Source organism: Litoribrevibacter albus, from assembly GCF_030159995.1.
Classification (GTDB): domain Bacteria; phylum Pseudomonadota; class Gammaproteobacteria; order Pseudomonadales; family Litoribrevibacteraceae; genus Litoribrevibacter; species Litoribrevibacter albus.
On the sequence record NZ_BSNM01000016.1, the window covers coordinates 748,068 to 763,552 of the forward strand.

Genomic DNA, 15,485 nt, shown 5'->3' on the forward strand with positions numbered 1-15,485 from the left:
GCTTGATGTCGTATGTGGTAATGCTCTATGTGTTTAATGTTTTAGCACAGGCCATCGGGCTTCCAGTACTCCGTTTCGGACTGCCAGTACATCCCCGAATTGAAGGAACACCGCTTCGCTTTCCTGAGGACGCCAGAAAATGTGGTCGTCGGGGGCGAGTGTGAGCTGAGACGTTCCGTTTAATATGGCTTGATTAGCGCTTTCCCCGTAGAGACTGTTATGTCGTAGCCGAGCGTCAATCAGGTCGGCCCGCCAAAGCCCTCCGTAAATAAAAAATGTCTGCTGATGTTTGGGGTGAAGCCTTTGTAACAGACGACTTATCCACTCCGGTCCGGGCAAATTCATACCGGACCACTGCTTAATAATCGGACTGGCGATGAAGCTGGCCGGTTGATAGTCGGTTAATAGTGGCAGATCGAAGTGGCTAGGTTTAACCAGTGCACTGCCGACCGATAAATCGTTACAGACTGAGCTGTTTTTATGCAGTTCTATGGTCGGGCTACCGGCACCGTTGAGTATCAAATTATCGGCCCACAGCTCGGGAAAATAGCTTCGGGTATAGTTAATGTACGTTTGGTACTGATGCTGACTGCGTTGGTAACTGGCTTGCGTGGATTCCACGACCCTAGGTAACTTACCGACGTGAGCATCGTATCCCATAAATCCGGTGAATCGGAGAAACTTTGGATGATTCCTGATCGTGGTCAGCATTACATCCAGAGTGGTTTGATCTGTGACGCCGCCCCGATGCAAACCGATATCGATTTCTATGGTCACCGCGATTCTGGTTCCAAATTTCTGAGCAATGGTCAGGTACTGGTTGAGTCGGGCGGGCGTGTCCACTAACCAGTGTAATTGTTCTTCTGGTGAAAAGGCGTTTGTGTGCTGATGCATTCGCTCATAGGCACGCTGAACCGCTCGGGCTGGCAGGGGTTTTCCCAACAACAGATTGCTGTCTGGAAAGTGTTCAATAAGCTGCATTAAAAAGGGTAAATGGAAGGTCATGAAGCTTTGACTGCCAAGGCGCTCACTGAGATAGCTTAACAACCCGATGCAAGGCAATGATTTAGCAACCAGCCGAAGTGCTGTGTCTCTGGAAACCGAATGACACAGCGTGGCAAGGTTTGCATCCAATCGATCCAGATCGACGATAAGATGAGGTGTCCCTTCACCGTGCTGTGTTAGCAGTCGATTCAGCTGGTGGAAATACGGGGTATCTTGTGACCGTTCAGGCTGATGCATCCACGTCCCCTAAAATGGTGGTCATATCGTCGTTCATTAATCGTTGTGTTGGATCTAAGGTTCGTCTGATGTTCTGCCACTGTTTCCATTTCGGGTAGAGCTTCGCCAATTGCAGATGGTTCTTGGTATGGGTTTTCCCCCAATGCGGACGCCCCTCAAATTGATCAAAGATCGGCTCCAGCTGTTGGAATAGCACAGAGTAGTCTTGCTTATAGTATTGATGAATGGAAATAGAGGCAGAATCCCGGTCATAGAAGGGGCTCATCCAAATATCATCGGCAGCAACATAGCGGTATTCAATGGGGAAAAAGGCCGCAACATTATGTTTACGTAGGTGCTGGATTAACTTGCGTAGGCAGGTCGGTCCATCTTCCGCTGGCACTTGATATTCCATCTCGTTGAAACGAACGGTACGCGGTGTCGCAAAAACCTTATGCGACAGATCCACCCGCTGGCTGGGTTTTACAAAGCTGGCCAGCTGTCTGTGCACGAAAGGAATAAGCTTTGGAAAGTGTCTTGTTAGCTCGCAGAAAAAGCGTAATAGGGTGTCTTCAGCAATCAATGGTGCTTTGGGGCTGAATGCTGACTCCTGGGTTGGGTTCAGGGTCTTGAGGATCACCTGATCCGAATAGGCCAGGGCAAAGAATTCCACATGGCGATTTTGGGCCTTGAGGGTATCCAGATTGTTGAGAACATCTTCGAGCGGTTGCAGCTCTATGGATTCTTTCAATGAATATGCCGGACGATTTTGTAATTCAATTTCCGTAACTACGCCCAAGGCGCCGAGATTCACCCGTGCTGCATCAAACAACTCTTTATTATGGTGTGCCGAACACTCCAATACTTTCCCTTGAGGTGAAATCAGTGTCAGCGATTTCACCAGACCGGACAGGCAAGGTAATTTTGCGCCGGTACCGTGTGTACCTGTAGCAATGGCGCCTGCCAATGATTGATGGTTGATGTCACCCATGTTGAGCATGCCTTGATTGATTTCATCCAACAATGGGCTTAATTGGTGAAGGGGCGTACCGGCCTTGATTCGAGCGGTATTGGTCTCTTCGTCATAGCCCAGTAATCCGGTCATGTGATGGAGACTGATCAGTGTGTCTGCTGTCTTAGCCAGGGGGGTGAACGAATGCCCTGAGCCCACCAATCGGAAAGGTGTCGTGGTGCTTTGTAGTTCCGCTGTCAGTTCGCTGGTCGATACCGGTTCCAAAACTTCTTGAGGAAACGAGGTTTGATTTTGAGACCAGTTTTGCCACTGCCCTTTCGGATTACCCGGTTGCTCCTGTTGAATGTCATCAACACTGTCAAAGTACGTCATAGTTCGCCTTATTCTTATAGTTATCCGAAGTATAGTATTTAGCGGCGATGTGAATGGAAATATGCTGAGAGTGAATCTGGGTATAAATTCCCTAAGTTGGCCAATCTGCACACAAAAATTGAGCATTTAGTGTGCAAAAGTGAGTTGCTAACAATATCTGTGGATAAAATTGTGCGTAACGTATTCGAAACAGACTCAAACGCCCGTTTTATCTGGGCTCCGGTGAATAGAGTTAAAAATAATCACTTAATTAAAGTTATTTAAAATCAATTACTTAGTGTTTGTCTGTAAACGGTGGATAAAAACTGAAATACCACTCTACATCTTATTGTCATATTAAACTCTGTGTTGATAATTAGATTTTTTCTTGAATTACTGATTATAAATCCAGTGTTTCATGTTGATTTATTCTGTTTTTCTTACCGTCAAGGTATGACTCTGTGGTTAAGTTGTGAATAACCTGATGAATAGTTCTGTATAGCCTGTTTGTGGATGGGCGGTATAAGAAAGGCAGGAAATTATATTGAATTTATAGACGACCGGTCGTAAACTTGCCAACCATGGCGAGACCAAGAAAAAACGAACACATTAAAGAAGAGTTGCTGAACGCAGGCTTGGAAACCTTGTTAACCAAGGGGTATCACGGAACGGGCATTAAAGAAGTTCTGGACAAGCTGGGCGTGCCTAAGGGCTCTTTCTATCACTACTTCAAAAGCAAAGAAATGTTTGCGGCTGAGGTGGTGCATTTTTACGCGCGAGATTTAAACGAACGCATTCTTGGGGTCATGGCAGGTTCCCGGAAGACCGGCTTGATCGCCATTAAGCACGCGTTTATGTTAATGGTGGAGGAGTATCGAACCGGTACCTGTGGCTGTATCTTGGGGGCGTTAGCCAGTGAGATTTCTGAAACCAGTGAAATCTGTCGTCTTGCCATATTGAAAGAAGTTGAAAACTGGAACAACATGCTGGCAGCACTTGTGACGCAAGGCCAGAAAGAAGGGGTTATTCGAACCGATCTCGATGCCCAGTTACTGGCGAAAATGCTTTGGAATTGCTGGGAGGGTGGCGTACTCCGAATGAAAGTGGAAGCCTCCGCTAATGCTGTGGAAGATGTCGTCAACATTATGTTTGATGCCATTCTATTGAAGCGTTTATGAGTCAGCGCGATAGCGGATAGATTTTAGGAATACTGAAAGAAACACTCATTTGAGTGTTTTTATTTACATTGTTAATAGACGACCGGTCTAATACTTTTTGTCGGTCATGAAAAAAATGATATTAAAAGATATCCAGGAAGAGGTGCAGAATGAGTGAATTTGCAGTGTTGGGTCAGGCGTTAGATTTGCCGTGTGGTCATCAGGTGAAAAACCGATTCTTTAAGTCGGCGATGAGCGAAATTCTGGGAACGGTTGATCATCAGGTCAGCAAGGGATTGGTAACCTTATACCAACGCTGGGCGGAAGGCGGCTGTGGTGTGCTGATAACGGGTAACGTAATGGTGGATCGCAATGCTCTGGGTGAGCCACGAAACGTGGTGTTTGATGAACAAACAGACGTTGGAATGGTAGCGAAATGGGCTGCGGCGGCCACCTCGAACAATACGGACTGCTGGGTACAATTAAACCACCCGGGTAAACAGTCACCGAAAGCGATTAATCCGGACCCGGTGTCGCCTTCTGCTGTCCCTCTGGGGAAAGGTTTGGATAAGTTCTTCAATCCACCACGTGAACTTACCGATAAGGAAATTTGGGAGATCATTGGAAAATATGCCTTTGCTGCGAAAATGTCGAAAGACGCTGGATTCTCTGGCATTCAAATCCACGGCGCTCATGGTTACCTAGTTAGCCAGTTTCTTTCTCCGCATCATAATCGCCGTCAGGATCAATGGGGTGGCAGCATTGAAAACCGTATGCGATTTGTGAAGGAAATCTATCAGGCCATTCGAAACGAAGTGGGTGCTGACTTCCCGGTCGGTATCAAGCTGAATTCGGCTGACTTCCAGCGTGGAGGTTTCACCGAAGAAGAGTCGACGCAAGTAATCCAGGCGTTGGACGCGATGGGGATGGACTTGTTCGAAATCTCAGGTGGTAACTATGAATCGCCGGCGATGACAGGTGTTAAGCAAAGTACCAAGGAACGTGAAGCTTATTTCATTGAGTTTGCGGCCAAAATGAAGCAACTGATTAAAGCGCCAGTGGTGGTGACGGGTGGCTTCCGCTCTGCACAAGGTATGGCGGATGCCGTTGCCTCGGGTGAAATTGATATGGTCGGAATTGCCCGTCCGTTGACCTTGCAACCAGACATGCCGAAGCAAATCATTAAGGGTGTCAATGTGAAGAGCCAGGTGAAGCCGTTGACGACAGGTGTGAAAGCGCTGGATCAGGCGGGTATGTTAGAAATTACCTGGTATGAGCAGCAAATGGCGCGGATTGCGGAAGGCAAGCAACCCAAGCCGAATATGAATGTTTACTGGTCCATCGTTCGCACCATGACCAGCAATGGTATTCAGGCGTTCCAGAAGCGCCGGGCTTAACCCTTAGTGCTCTGATTGAATAGAGAACCCGCAACGACCAGCTTCGGCTGGTCGTTTGTGTTTGAAGGTGTCTGAAATGCTGTGAACGATGTCAGAAGTGTTGTGAATAACGCTTCGAAACGTTCCTTAATGACCGTGCGTTTCTGATGAGTGCCCTGGCACAAACCCCTGATGGATTAATTGCGCAACACGTTGATCGCTCTCGTTATCGCCAATATCGGCATAATCCATCTGTTCGAACGTGACCAATTTGCTTAACCACTGCTGTACTTGATCTGTGTCGTAGAGACGTGACAACACCATCGTCGGCCGGCCATGGATGGTAATTTGTACCGGTACTTGGTATTTGTCCAGAAGCTCCACTTCCTGGGCGTGCTCTTTATTGGCCAGTCGTTTTGTGGTGTAGCGGTTCCATGTGGCGTTGTCGACGAAGTGCATGGTATTCAACACACCGGTCGGCATTAATCCCCGCACTTGTTCCCATTCAAGATCTTTGTGTCCAAGGGATGATAAGTCTGACGGTTCATATTCTATGACCAGTTGTTCAGCTTCCATCCAGCGTTTGAAAGACAGTTTTTTACCTTGTGGTTGCCAGGAGACCAGTGCGCCATTGGCCTGTCGGTAGAAAGTGCCTTGCTCGGTGTACCAGACTTGCAAAGGCGATATCTTCCCTGAGACCTGATCGGTTACAAAATAATCCAAAGCGAAAGGCGCACAGCCTTTTTCTATGTTAGTCGGCTTACAGTAATCGGCATTAGCTTGAGCAGAAAATAAAGCACTACCGATGGCAAGTGTCGATACCAGTTTGCGTAGCAGAAAAGGCAATTGGAGGTGTTGCATAATCACTCCAGTAAGGTTGGTCTGTTGGAATTTTGTTTTGTTAATCGTCATCATCAAAACAGAAAAACATGGCAGTGATATGACACTGCCATGCTGGTGAATCCACTGGTTAGTGTGGATTAAGGTGCTGTATTGGCGTCAGCCAGTTCTACCAGACCTGTTGCTTTGTTGATGATGTGGAAGATCATATTTTGTTCTAAGGTGCCTTGAACCAAGTGAGCCCAAGGACCGGTCGCATAGATACCTACATCTTCACCCGCGTGAGTTTCGCTGCCGAGAGGCACAAGTGCTTCTTGGTGGAAACCTTGATCGGTTGTATCAACGTTGGTCAGGTCTTTACGACCGGCGTCCGCTGCTTCGCCGTAACGCGTGTCGCCACCCGTTTCCAGATCCGCAAAACCAAGACCGTTCATATAACCCACCGTGGTGTACGGCTGATCGTTTTCATCAAGAATTTCCTGATCATTAATGCCTACGACTTTACCTAAGATAGGGTTACCACGCTTAGGATAGCCTGCAATGGTAAACACATGGCTGTGGTCGGCGGTAACAATGATTAAGGTATCTTCAAGATTTACCTTTTCTACTGCCGCTTTCACTGCGTTAGAGAACTCAACCGCATCGGTCAGTGCGCGATACGCATTACCTGCGTGGTGAGCGTGGTCGATACGACCGGATTCAACCACCAACATGTAACCGTCTTGGTCTTTCGACAGCATGTCGATGGCGGTTTCAGTCATTTCAGACAATGATGGCTCTTCTGCGTCATCACGATCCGCTTCGTAGCTCATGTGTGAAGATGAGAACAAGCCCAACAGTTTGTCGGTTGCATTCACGTCTACCGCTTCAAGCCCTGCTTTGTTGGTCACGTACTGACGAGTACCATTGCCCGCCAGCCATTCATTAGGCAGGTTGCGACCATCGCCACGACGACCTCCATCCGCAGCCGGAATAAAGTGACGACGACCACCACCCATAACAACGTCGATGCCATCACCGGCACTGAAACTGATCAATTGTGATGCGATGTCTTCACAGCCACCTTGTGCTTTGGTGTCATCTTCCCAGTTGCGCTCAGGCGTAACGGCATAGGTTGCCGCAGGTGTTGCGTGCGTGATACGTGCTGTTGAAACAACGCCGGTTGCCTTACCTGCGATTTCTGCCAAAGAAACGGCTGAAACCAATTCGTTTCCGGCAACGGTTGCACAGTCTGAACGAACAACATCTTCAGCGACACCGATCACACCGGCGTCAGTTTTAACACCGGTCATCATTGCGGTCATGGTACCGGCAGAGTCAGGTGTTTGTTGGTCGGTGTTGTAGGTTTTTGAAAGCGCTGTGTATGGGAAGGTATCCCAAGCCAGGTTGTTTTCTTCACCGGTTTCACCACGTGTCTGGCCTTCGAAAATACGTGCCGCCGTTGTAGTGCTGATGCCCATACCATCGCCAACAAAGAGGATGACGTTCTTGGCGCGAGTTTGGATCTGAGCCGTATTTGCAGCGGCTGTTACGGCATCTGCACCTTGATTAAACCAGAAGTTTTTGGATTCGCCTTGAGCCGCCGTTTGAGCGTTCGGTTCAGTTGTCGAGCCGGATGAGTGGCTGTCGCTGTCACTACAACCCGCTAGTACTGCGGAGCCGCTTATAATCGCAGCAAGTAAGGTTTTCTTAAAATTCATGATGTTTCTCCTGCTGGATTAGTAAGACTTACCGCCAAGTTCAGCGGCTTCGTTGATTACATGGAAGACTTCGTTTTGTTCAATCACACCACCAAAGAGGTGAGAACCAGGACCAATGGCATGAACTGAAATGTCTTCACCTGCGTGCGTTTCTGAACCAAGTGGTACTAGTGCTTCCTGGTGGAAGCCTTGGCCTTCGGTATTGATGTTGGTTAGATCAACTCGACCTGTGGCGATTGGGGTTTCGTCGGTGTTATAACGGGTATCACCGCCGGTCGCCAAGTCAGCAAACCCTAAGCCGTTCATGTAACCCACGGTGGTGTATGGAAGGCCGTCCAGATCGGTTGCTTCCGTATCATCGACATTAACGACTTTACCCAGAATCGGGTTACCGCGTTTTGGATAACCGGCGATGGTGAATACGTGGCTGTGGTCAGCGGTTACAATGATCAAGGTGTCTTCACGAGAGGTGTTATCTAACGCCGTTTGTACCGCTTTGGCGAAGGCATGTGCATCCGTCAGCGCACGGTAAGCGTTGCCTGCGTGGTGACCGTGGTCGATACGACCGCCTTCAACCATCAGGAAGAAACCGTCTTCGTCTTTCTTTAATACTTCAAGCGCGGTTTCCGTCATTTCTGCCAACGAAGGCTCTTCTGCATCATCGCGATCGGCTTCGTAGCTCATGTGAGACGAGGTGAACAAGCCAAGTAGTTTGTCGGTGTTGGCAAGGTCGACGTTTTCCAATTCGGTTTTGTTGGTAACGAACGAGCGTGTTTCGTTGCCTGCGTCGTTTAACCATTGCTCTGTCAGATCGCTGTCTTTACGACGGCCACCATTTTCGATGCTTTGAAAGTGACGACGACCACCGCCCATAGCGACTTCGATACCGTTACCTTCTGAATAATTGATCAGCTGAGAAGCGATATCTGTACAGGTACTGTCTTCTGGCAACTTGGTGTCATCTTCCCAGTTACGGTCTGGTGATGTTGAGTAGGTTGCCGCTGGCGTTGCGTGGGTAATACGCGCCGTAGAAATGATGCCAGTTGCTTTGCCTTTGCGTTCTGCCAGGGTAAGGGCCGACGTCAGTTTATTACCTTCAACATCCTCACCACATTCGCCACGAACCGCCATAGGTCCAAGGCTAATAACGCCAGCACGGTTTTTAACGCCGGTCATCATTGCCGTCATCGTGCCAGCAGAGTCGGGGGTTTGTTGGTCTGTGTTATACGTTTTTACAAGCGCAGTATGAGGGAATTTCTCAAAGCTGAGGAAATGTTCTTCACCAGTATCACCGTTCAACTGACCTTCCAGAATACGTGCTGCGGTCAGGGTTGAGATACCCATGCCATCACCGACAAACAGGATGACGTTTTTAGCGGTGTTGGTATTGCGGGATTGTAGTGTCTTCTGTTCTACCAGTTGCTCTCCCAGTTGATACCAGTCGTTATCTAGTTGTGACTCTGGTAGCGCGCCAGCAAAGGCACTGGTTGAGGCACAGGCAAGCGAACATGCCGCAACCAGGCTGCGTAGTTTAAGGTTCATAATGTTTCCTCAGGCTTTGTGCTTTTGAGATTCAGCCATGAAACTCCCTGTTTGCTGTTGGGAATTCAGGTAAGTTTTTGGCTAATAATTAATTAGTATTTGTCGTACTTTTGAGTGCTGTAACGTTAGAAAGAGAAGGTTGCGATCCGATGACTCTTTTATTAAATGATTGTTTAACAACGATGACAGGTGCGAGTCTGGGACTGGGTTTTGTAACTTTGGGCTATCTTAATCAAATGATTAAATTTTTGAGGTTGGTGTCAGCGGCCTGGTTTAGTTATGCCCAGGTGTGATTGTCTTCGAGGAATTTGTCTTTGAGCCATTTGGTTTAGTTGAAGGTGGTTTAGTTGAAGGTGGTTTAGTCGAAGATGAATTTGAGGAACGAGCTTCGGCGGGAGATGCGGTTGACTCTGACTTGAACAGCTCATGCAGGCTGAGATTGAACTGATCACGCAGATGTTCATCATGAAACCCTACTGAGCGGGGGGCGGATGGAAAAATATAGTGATAGCTGACCGGACTGGAATAATGGCCAGCTTCAAGATACAGCTGGTTAAAGTATTCGAAAATCCGGTGTTCGAGGATGATCACATCCACTTGTTTTAAATACAGACGTTCGAGCTGGGCTTGTTGGTTAATGGCTTCATAATAGGTGGGATTCTGTTTCACCATATCAGAGTAGATAGGACCTAAAAACTTGCTGGCGTTTTGAAACGCCATCACCCGGTAATGACGCAAATCTTCAATATGGTTGAGTGTGAAGCCTGAGCTGGTGAGTGTGATGGCGACATTTTGATAGCGAATCACAGGTTCTGAATAGAAGATCGTACTTTGATTGATGGGGGCATTAATAATGGCGTCTACTTTCTTTTGTTGAAGTAGCAACTCTGAGCGCTTGTTCGAAGTGAAAATGACCTTTTTGATGTGATGACCAGCGTGCTCAAAGACGGCTTTTACGCGATCTAACTGCACACCGCTTTCGGTCTCCTCAATAATATAGGGCGGAATGGATTTGCTGGTGGCAAGAATCAGCTCTTTGGCCATCCCTTGATTGAACCAAAGCAAGCAGGCTAAGGTCATACACCATATACTGTATTTTTGGAACTTGGGCATGGGAAAAGAGAGGCTACCATTAGTACGTTTATGTTATCGGTATCACCAAATATCTAACGTCGGATCGGTGAATAGAACGTATATCAGTTAATAATAAAGCATAAGTGTTGAATAACTATCAAAATCTTGTTGGTTGAATAACTGAATTTCAGAGGAACATTATGTTAGGAAAAGGATTTAGATTCGCTGCCGCTCTGACCTTGAGTGTAGCATTGATTGGATGTGAGAACCTGGCGCAAAGTTCGTCGCTGACACCTGGTGAACAGTACTCCGGATTTCTGGAAGATTATTCCCTTTTGGGGCCGACGGTGGCTCAGGATTCTTTCGCAGTGAAGCGTTGGATCAGCCCGAAGTTACTGTCCGGTGAGTACAAGCAGGTGGAGTACACGACCACGCAGTATTTTCCGGATGTGCGGGCTAATGAAAACGTCTCCCATCAACTACTGACCGATGTGCTGATCTATGTGGATTCCCAGCTGCGATTGGCCTCAAGTTTTATCTCGCAGGATATGCGAAAAACCGGGACGAAAGTCGCGCGTATCAGAACGGCGATTACTGCCGTAGAAACGGCACAGAAGGATTATGAGGATCATGAAACGGTGTCCCAGGCGTTATTGGCGGCGGCCGAGAATACCTCCATCAATCCAAACAACGACGATGCCGTGATCGCCTTTGAGCTGGAAGTACGGGATGCCGAGACCAATGAGTTGTTGGCGCAGTCGGTAGTGACTGGCGTGGCACCGACCTATAAGGTGGATGGCACAGAAAAACTGTCGTTGGCATTGCTGAAACCGACCATTGATCAATGGATTCGCTTTGCTACTCAGCGGGCCAAAGCCCCGAAGATCAAAGTGATTATGTAACCGAGCCTGATTGAGCTTCTCGGTAGGCGGACGGTGAAAGACCGGTTTTCTTCTTAAAGGCGCGACCAAAATTGCTGGGATCAGAATAGTTGAGTTTCTCGGCGATGGACTCCACGGGTTCGCCCGAACAGAGTAAGCGTTGCGCCTCGGTGATTTTGGCGTGTTCAGCCAGGGATCGATAGCTGTAGCCTTCACCGGATAGCTTACGTCGCAAGGTGCGACTGCTCATGTACAGCATTTGAGCCAGCTCTTCGAGGCTGGCTTGTTCTCCGGTGGGGGAAAACATCAAGGCTTTTACTTGTTCTACCAATGACGTTTGTTGTGGTAGACGAGCCATCAATTCATTGCATGCCTGTTCTGCTTGTTTTAACGCGCTGGGATTCGGCATTGCCATCGGGAGATCCAGCAGCGATCGCTGGAAGCACAGGGCATTACGAGGCGCATTAAACGTAACCCCGTCAAAAAAAGTATTCTTGTAGTGCTTTAAATACTCAGGCTCTTCATAGCTTAATTGCACGTGACCTTGATGCATCAGTTTCATGCCGAAGAAGAACATGCTTGTTTTGACCAGGCAGACAAAGACGGTCTCAATCATGAAACGGTAAGATGGGGAAAATTCTTGATCGAAGTCGAAGATCAGTACGGCCAGATCGTCTTCGTAGAGTAGCTCCAGACGCGCATGAATCAATCGTGTCCGATAGTACTTTAATAATAATTCGATGGCCTGTTTCAGCGTATTGCAACTCAGCACGGCCTGACCTAAAGCGCCGTGGGTCATCAAGTTCAGACGCTCTCCAAAGATCAATCCCATCCAGGGCTGTCCGCTGACCTCAATGACTTTTTGAATCAATCGGTTGCTTTGTTCAATGGTCAGAAACGCGTCCTGACTGGACAATAAGGCCGGACGGATACCGCACTCTTCAAGTAACGCTAATTGACTGGTTCTGTCCAGTGGAAGGACATCCAACAAAAGCGCACCGTATTGTCCATGTAAAGCGAGTTGAGCGTCCATGAAGCGGCCTTATCAGTTCTGTGTTTCGAGATGACGAATCAAAGTCTACCCGGTTCGAGTGTCTTATCATGCCCAAAAAATAATCAATATAAAAGAGATTTGTCCGAAAGTGACCGATGAGTCGTCTGCAAATGACCTTCTGATGTCAGCGAAAATCGCGAGAATGGAGGTGTGAGTTAGCTACTGAAACCTGTCTCCGGCAGCGGCTCACAAACCGCGAGAACGGTTCGCTACTTATTTGTTAAGGCAGTTGCGATTGATGTTTTCGATACTCTGGGTAACTGCTTGGCAGTGATTCATTGGTCGATCGTTGATCTGCTGCCTATTTTTTTGCCCATGTGTTTCTCGCGTTGTTATCGGAACCATTAGGAGTGTGTGTCATGCCTGAATTTAAAGCCCCTCTACGAGATATGCGATTTGTCTTCGAAGAGCTGCTCAATTCTTATGAGCATTATCAGAATTTTGAGAAAGGAAAAGAAGCAACGCCAGATATGGTGAATGCCATTATGGAAGAGTGCGCCAAATTTTGTGAGCAGGAGTTAGCGCCACTCTATCAAACGGGTGATGAAGAAGGGTGTCGTTTGGAAGATGGTCATGTGACCACTCCGAGCGGGTTCAAAGAAGCGTATCAGACCTATGTCGAAAGTGGCTGGCAAGGCATTAACCATGATCCTGAATACGGTGGCTTAGGGCTGCCGATTTCTCTGGGGGTGTTGAAGTCGGAACTGATTTCGACGGCTAACTGGTCATGGGGCATGTATCCGGGCTTGAGTATCGGGGCGATGAATACCATCTTCTTACATGGCGATGAGTCGCAAAAGCAAACCTATCTGACCAAACTGATCGAAGGCAGTTGGACGGGTACCATGTGTCTGACGGAACCTCAGTGCGGTACGGATTTGGGCCAGGTAAAAACCAAGGCGGAACTCAATGCCGATGGTTCCTATACCCTTACCGGGACGAAAATCTTCATCTCCGCCGGTGAGCACGACATGGCAGAAAACATTGTGCACATTGTCTTGGCACGTTTACCGGATGCGCCGAAAGGTACGCGCGGAATTTCTCTGTTTATCGTGCCGAAGTTTTTACCGGACGAGCAGGGCAATGTGGGTGAACGCAATGGTGTAGTGTGTTCCGGCTTGGAAAAAAAGATGGGTATTAAAGCCTCATCCACCTGTGTAATGAGCTTTGATCAAGCCAAAGGCTACTTAATTGGTCCGCCAAACAAAGGTTTACAGTGCATGTTTACCTTCATGAATACCGCGCGAATCGGAACCGGTCTGCAAGGTTCAAGTGCAGCAGAGCGCTCTTTCCAGGGGGCCTTGGCCTACGCCAAAGAACGCTGTTCGATGCGTTCTCTAAGTGGTAAGAAAGCGCCCGATAAAGTGGCGGATCCGATCATCTTCCATCCCGATGTTCGTCGTATGTTGTTAACACAAAAAGCCATTGCCGAAGGTGGTCGTGCAATGATTTATTACGCGGCCAACATTGCAGATTATTATGTGGACGGTGCCACCGACGAAGTTCGTGAGAAAGCCGACGATGATTTGGGCTTCTTAACACCGATCTTAAAAGCTTTCTTAACCGAAACCGGCTATGAAGCGGCTAACCTGGGAATGCAGGTGTTTGGTGGGCATGGTTACATCAAGGAGTGGGGGATGGAGCAGATTGTCCGCGACACTCGTATTGCGACCTTGTATGAAGGTACTACCGGCATTCAGGCGCTCGATTTATTGGGCCGTAAGATCTTACTGGATCGTGGCGGTGCCTTCCGACGTTTTTCCAAGGAAGTGAAGAATTACTGTGCCGGACGTTCACCGTATGTCTCGGGCAAACACCGCTCCGAAATCAAGCCTCTGATCAAGAAACTAAAACACATGAACGGTGAATGGACCCGACTAACCATGCGTGTGGTGTATCGTTCCATCAAAAACCGGGATGAGATTGGTGCCAGTTCGGTGGATTACCTGATGTATTCCGGCTATGTGGTGATGGCGTATTTCTGGGCGATGATGGCCGAGAAGGCGGCAGAGCAGTTGGCTAAGGGCGCACCGGAGGTCGAATTCTATAGAGGTAAAATTGAAACTGCTAAATTCTACTTTGATAAAATCTTGCCAAGAACGTGTGGGCATCGTGAGTCGATCTTGTCGGGATCTGACAGTTTAATGGGAATATCTCAGGAAGCCTTTGCTGTTAGCTAGTGATTCACAGACATTATTTGTAGACGTTATTCGTATAAGTTTTTCAAGAATAGCGATTGAAATGGCCCGACATAGTGATGTGTCGGGCTTTTTGGTTTGTTATTTGTGGTTCTGTTAATCATTGCTTGTCTAATTTATCGCTTGTCTTATTTATCGCTTGTCTTATTTATCGCCTCACAAGACAGAGTCGGTTCTTTCCGATCAGCTGTCGGACATGCACAAAAAATACTTGTGTAACATCCTGTAACTGCATACTCTTTGTTCAATACTCATACAGCTGTTGAGTCATCTTCTGAATCTTTGGCTCCGCTGATAAAAATAACAATAACGAGGATAAGAGAGATGTTGGTTCGAATTCGATTGATGCTTGCAGCATTTACGCTGGTGTTACTGTCTGGTTGTGCATTGTTTGCACCTAAGGCACCGGGAGTGGATCGTCCCTATACCGGGTTCATGCAAAATTATCGGCCATTAAATACGGTGGAAGTGGAAGAGCGAGAGTTTGTCGCCTCCAAAGCCTGGATTGCGCCGTCTGTAAATCTGAGTGCTTACCGAACGGCCATTGTGGAACCTATTCGGATTGAGCATGGCATTAACCGGGATCGTCAGGTAACCAATAAGGCGTTGAAAGATATTCGCCGTTATATGGCTCAGGCCATGAGTAACAAGTTGCAAGAGTATTATCGGGTATCGGATCAGCCATACGGGAAAACACTGAAAGCGCGTGTGGCGATCACTGGTGTCGAAACCAAAGATGAGGCGTTACGTTTCTATGAGTTTCTTCCGGCAGGGTTAGCCATTACCGGCATCGCCAAAGCCATTGGCGTGCGGGATGAAGAGATTTATATCTTTGTTGAAGCCGAGTTTGTCGACGCGGATACGGATGAAGTGGTCGCTAAAACGTTGGTGGGCATGGTCGGTCAGGAACGCCTTGAGAACAAGTGGGAAGAAATTACCTTGGCGAAAGTGCAGTCGTCCATCGATCAATGGATCAATCAACAGGTAGTGGCTTTGAAAGAGGCCAAAACGCATAACTTGATTGTGAGTAACACCACAAACGCTGATTCTGAACGCAATATTGATTGATTTTTAATGAATTAGGCAATCTGTTACCTAGGGTCAAATTTGTGAGTTCC

12 protein-coding genes are annotated in these 15,485 nt (G+C 47.8%); 5 read left to right on the plus strand and 7 right to left on the minus strand.

Going from position 1 to position 15,485, the window contains the following annotated elements; all coding sequences use genetic code 11:
• Positions 1 to 33 precede the first annotated feature (33 nt).
• The gene (locus QQL66_RS17995; RefSeq protein WP_284383322.1) at positions 34 to 1,242 is read right to left on the minus strand and encodes an alanine racemase; all 1,209 of its coding nucleotides are present in this window, start codon (positions 1,240 to 1,242) and stop codon (positions 34 to 36) included.
• Positions 1,229 to 2,566: a D-arabinono-1,4-lactone oxidase gene (locus QQL66_RS18000; RefSeq protein WP_284383323.1), complete on the minus strand. Its 1,338-nt coding sequence runs from the start codon at positions 2,564 to 2,566 to the stop codon at positions 1,229 to 1,231. The genes QQL66_RS17995 and QQL66_RS18000 overlap by 14 nt, the downstream gene beginning before the upstream one ends.
• A 560-nt stretch (positions 2,567 to 3,126) precedes the next feature.
• On the opposite strand from QQL66_RS18000, the gene QQL66_RS18005 reads away from it, so the two are divergent.
• Together QQL66_RS18005 and QQL66_RS18010 are read left to right on the plus strand one after the other, a co-directional pair.
• The gene (locus tag QQL66_RS18005; RefSeq protein WP_284383325.1) at positions 3,127 to 3,723 is read left to right on the plus strand and encodes a TetR/AcrR family transcriptional regulator; all 597 of its coding nucleotides are present in this window, start codon (positions 3,127 to 3,129) and stop codon (positions 3,721 to 3,723) included.
• Between the two features lie 149 nt (positions 3,724 to 3,872).
• Entirely contained in the window at positions 3,873 to 5,099 is a 1,227-nt protein-coding gene (locus tag QQL66_RS18010) for an NADH:flavin oxidoreductase/NADH oxidase family protein (RefSeq protein WP_284383327.1), read from the plus strand.
• A gap of 126 nt (positions 5,100 to 5,225) precedes the next feature.
• On the opposite strand, the gene QQL66_RS18015 is transcribed toward QQL66_RS18010, so the two are convergent.
• The 4 genes from QQL66_RS18015 to QQL66_RS18030 all read right to left on the minus strand — a co-directional run bounded on the left by QQL66_RS18015 (position 5,226) and on the right by QQL66_RS18030 (position 10,240).
• Positions 5,226 to 5,939 carry a hypothetical protein gene (locus tag QQL66_RS18015; RefSeq protein WP_284383328.1) on the minus strand — a complete coding sequence of 238 codons (714 nt, stop codon included), beginning with the start codon at positions 5,937 to 5,939 and terminating at the stop codon, positions 5,226 to 5,228.
• A 119-nt stretch (positions 5,940 to 6,058) separates the two neighbouring features.
• Positions 6,059 to 7,618, minus strand: coding sequence for an alkaline phosphatase (locus tag QQL66_RS18020; RefSeq protein WP_284383330.1), 1,560 nt, complete (start codon positions 7,616 to 7,618; stop codon positions 6,059 to 6,061).
• 18 nt (positions 7,619 to 7,636) lie between these two features.
• Positions 7,637 to 9,160 carry an alkaline phosphatase gene (locus QQL66_RS18025; protein WP_284383331.1) on the minus strand — a complete coding sequence of 508 codons (1,524 nt, stop codon included), beginning with the start codon at positions 9,158 to 9,160 and terminating at the stop codon, positions 7,637 to 7,639.
• A 273-nt stretch (positions 9,161 to 9,433) separates the two neighbouring features.
• Positions 9,434 to 10,240, minus strand: coding sequence for a type 2 periplasmic-binding domain-containing protein (locus tag QQL66_RS18030; RefSeq protein ID WP_284383332.1), 807 nt, complete (start codon positions 10,238 to 10,240; stop codon positions 9,434 to 9,436).
• A 194-nt stretch (positions 10,241 to 10,434) separates the two neighbouring features.
• On the opposite strand from QQL66_RS18030, the gene QQL66_RS18035 reads away from it, so the two are divergent.
• Positions 10,435 to 11,136 carry a DUF3313 domain-containing protein gene (locus QQL66_RS18035; protein ID WP_284383334.1) on the plus strand — a complete coding sequence of 234 codons (702 nt, stop codon included), beginning with the start codon at positions 10,435 to 10,437 and terminating at the stop codon, positions 11,134 to 11,136.
• Here the strand turns inward: QQL66_RS18035 and QQL66_RS18040 are convergent.
• The gene (locus tag QQL66_RS18040; protein ID WP_284383335.1) at positions 11,129 to 12,148 is read right to left on the minus strand and encodes an AraC family transcriptional regulator; all 1,020 of its coding nucleotides are present in this window, start codon (positions 12,146 to 12,148) and stop codon (positions 11,129 to 11,131) included. The two genes, QQL66_RS18035 and QQL66_RS18040, sit on opposite strands and share 8 nt — an antisense overlap.
• Before the next feature lie 380 nt (positions 12,149 to 12,528).
• Here QQL66_RS18040 and QQL66_RS18045 point away from each other — a divergent pair, with 380 nt between their 5' ends.
• Together QQL66_RS18045 and QQL66_RS18050 are read left to right on the plus strand one after the other, a co-directional pair.
• Positions 12,529 to 14,349, plus strand: coding sequence for an acyl-CoA dehydrogenase C-terminal domain-containing protein (locus tag QQL66_RS18045; protein ID WP_284383337.1), 1,821 nt, complete (start codon positions 12,529 to 12,531; stop codon positions 14,347 to 14,349).
• A 342-nt stretch (positions 14,350 to 14,691) separates the two neighbouring features.
• A complete protein-coding gene (locus tag QQL66_RS18050) occupies positions 14,692 to 15,435 on the plus strand; it encodes a DUF3313 domain-containing protein (protein WP_284383339.1) in 744 nt (247 codons plus the stop codon).
• The last annotated feature ends 50 nt before the right edge of the window (positions 15,436 to 15,485 follow it).

Excerpts from the sequence above, each read along its gene's own strand:
- QQL66_RS18035 (WP_284383334.1), top strand. The coding sequence starts at position 10,435 with ATGTTAGGAAAAGGATTTAGATTCGCTGCCGCTCTGACCTTGAGTGTA.
- QQL66_RS18025 (WP_284383331.1), bottom strand. The coding sequence starts at position 9,160 with ATGAACCTTAAACTACGCAGCCTGGTTGCGGCATGTTCGCTTGCCTGT.
- QQL66_RS18005 (WP_284383325.1), top strand. The coding sequence starts at position 3,127 with ATGGCGAGACCAAGAAAAAACGAACACATTAAAGAAGAGTTGCTGAAC.
- QQL66_RS18040 (WP_284383335.1), bottom strand. The coding sequence starts at position 12,148 with ATGGACGCTCAACTCGCTTTACATGGACAATACGGTGCGCTTTTGTTG.
- QQL66_RS18045 (WP_284383337.1), top strand. The coding sequence starts at position 12,529 with ATGCCTGAATTTAAAGCCCCTCTACGAGATATGCGATTTGTCTTCGAA.
- QQL66_RS18000 (WP_284383323.1), bottom strand. The coding sequence starts at position 2,566 with ATGACGTACTTTGACAGTGTTGATGACATTCAACAGGAGCAACCGGGT.
- QQL66_RS17995 (WP_284383322.1), bottom strand. The coding sequence starts at position 1,242 with ATGCATCAGCCTGAACGGTCACAAGATACCCCGTATTTCCACCAGCTG.
- QQL66_RS18015 (WP_284383328.1), bottom strand. The coding sequence starts at position 5,939 with ATGCAACACCTCCAATTGCCTTTTCTGCTACGCAAACTGGTATCGACA.
- QQL66_RS18030 (WP_284383332.1), bottom strand. The coding sequence starts at position 10,240 with ATGACCTTAGCCTGCTTGCTTTGGTTCAATCAAGGGATGGCCAAAGAG.
- QQL66_RS18010 (WP_284383327.1), top strand. The coding sequence starts at position 3,873 with ATGAGTGAATTTGCAGTGTTGGGTCAGGCGTTAGATTTGCCGTGTGGT.
- QQL66_RS18050 (WP_284383339.1), top strand. The coding sequence starts at position 14,692 with ATGTTGGTTCGAATTCGATTGATGCTTGCAGCATTTACGCTGGTGTTA.
- QQL66_RS18020 (WP_284383330.1), bottom strand. The coding sequence starts at position 7,618 with ATGAATTTTAAGAAAACCTTACTTGCTGCGATTATAAGCGGCTCCGCA.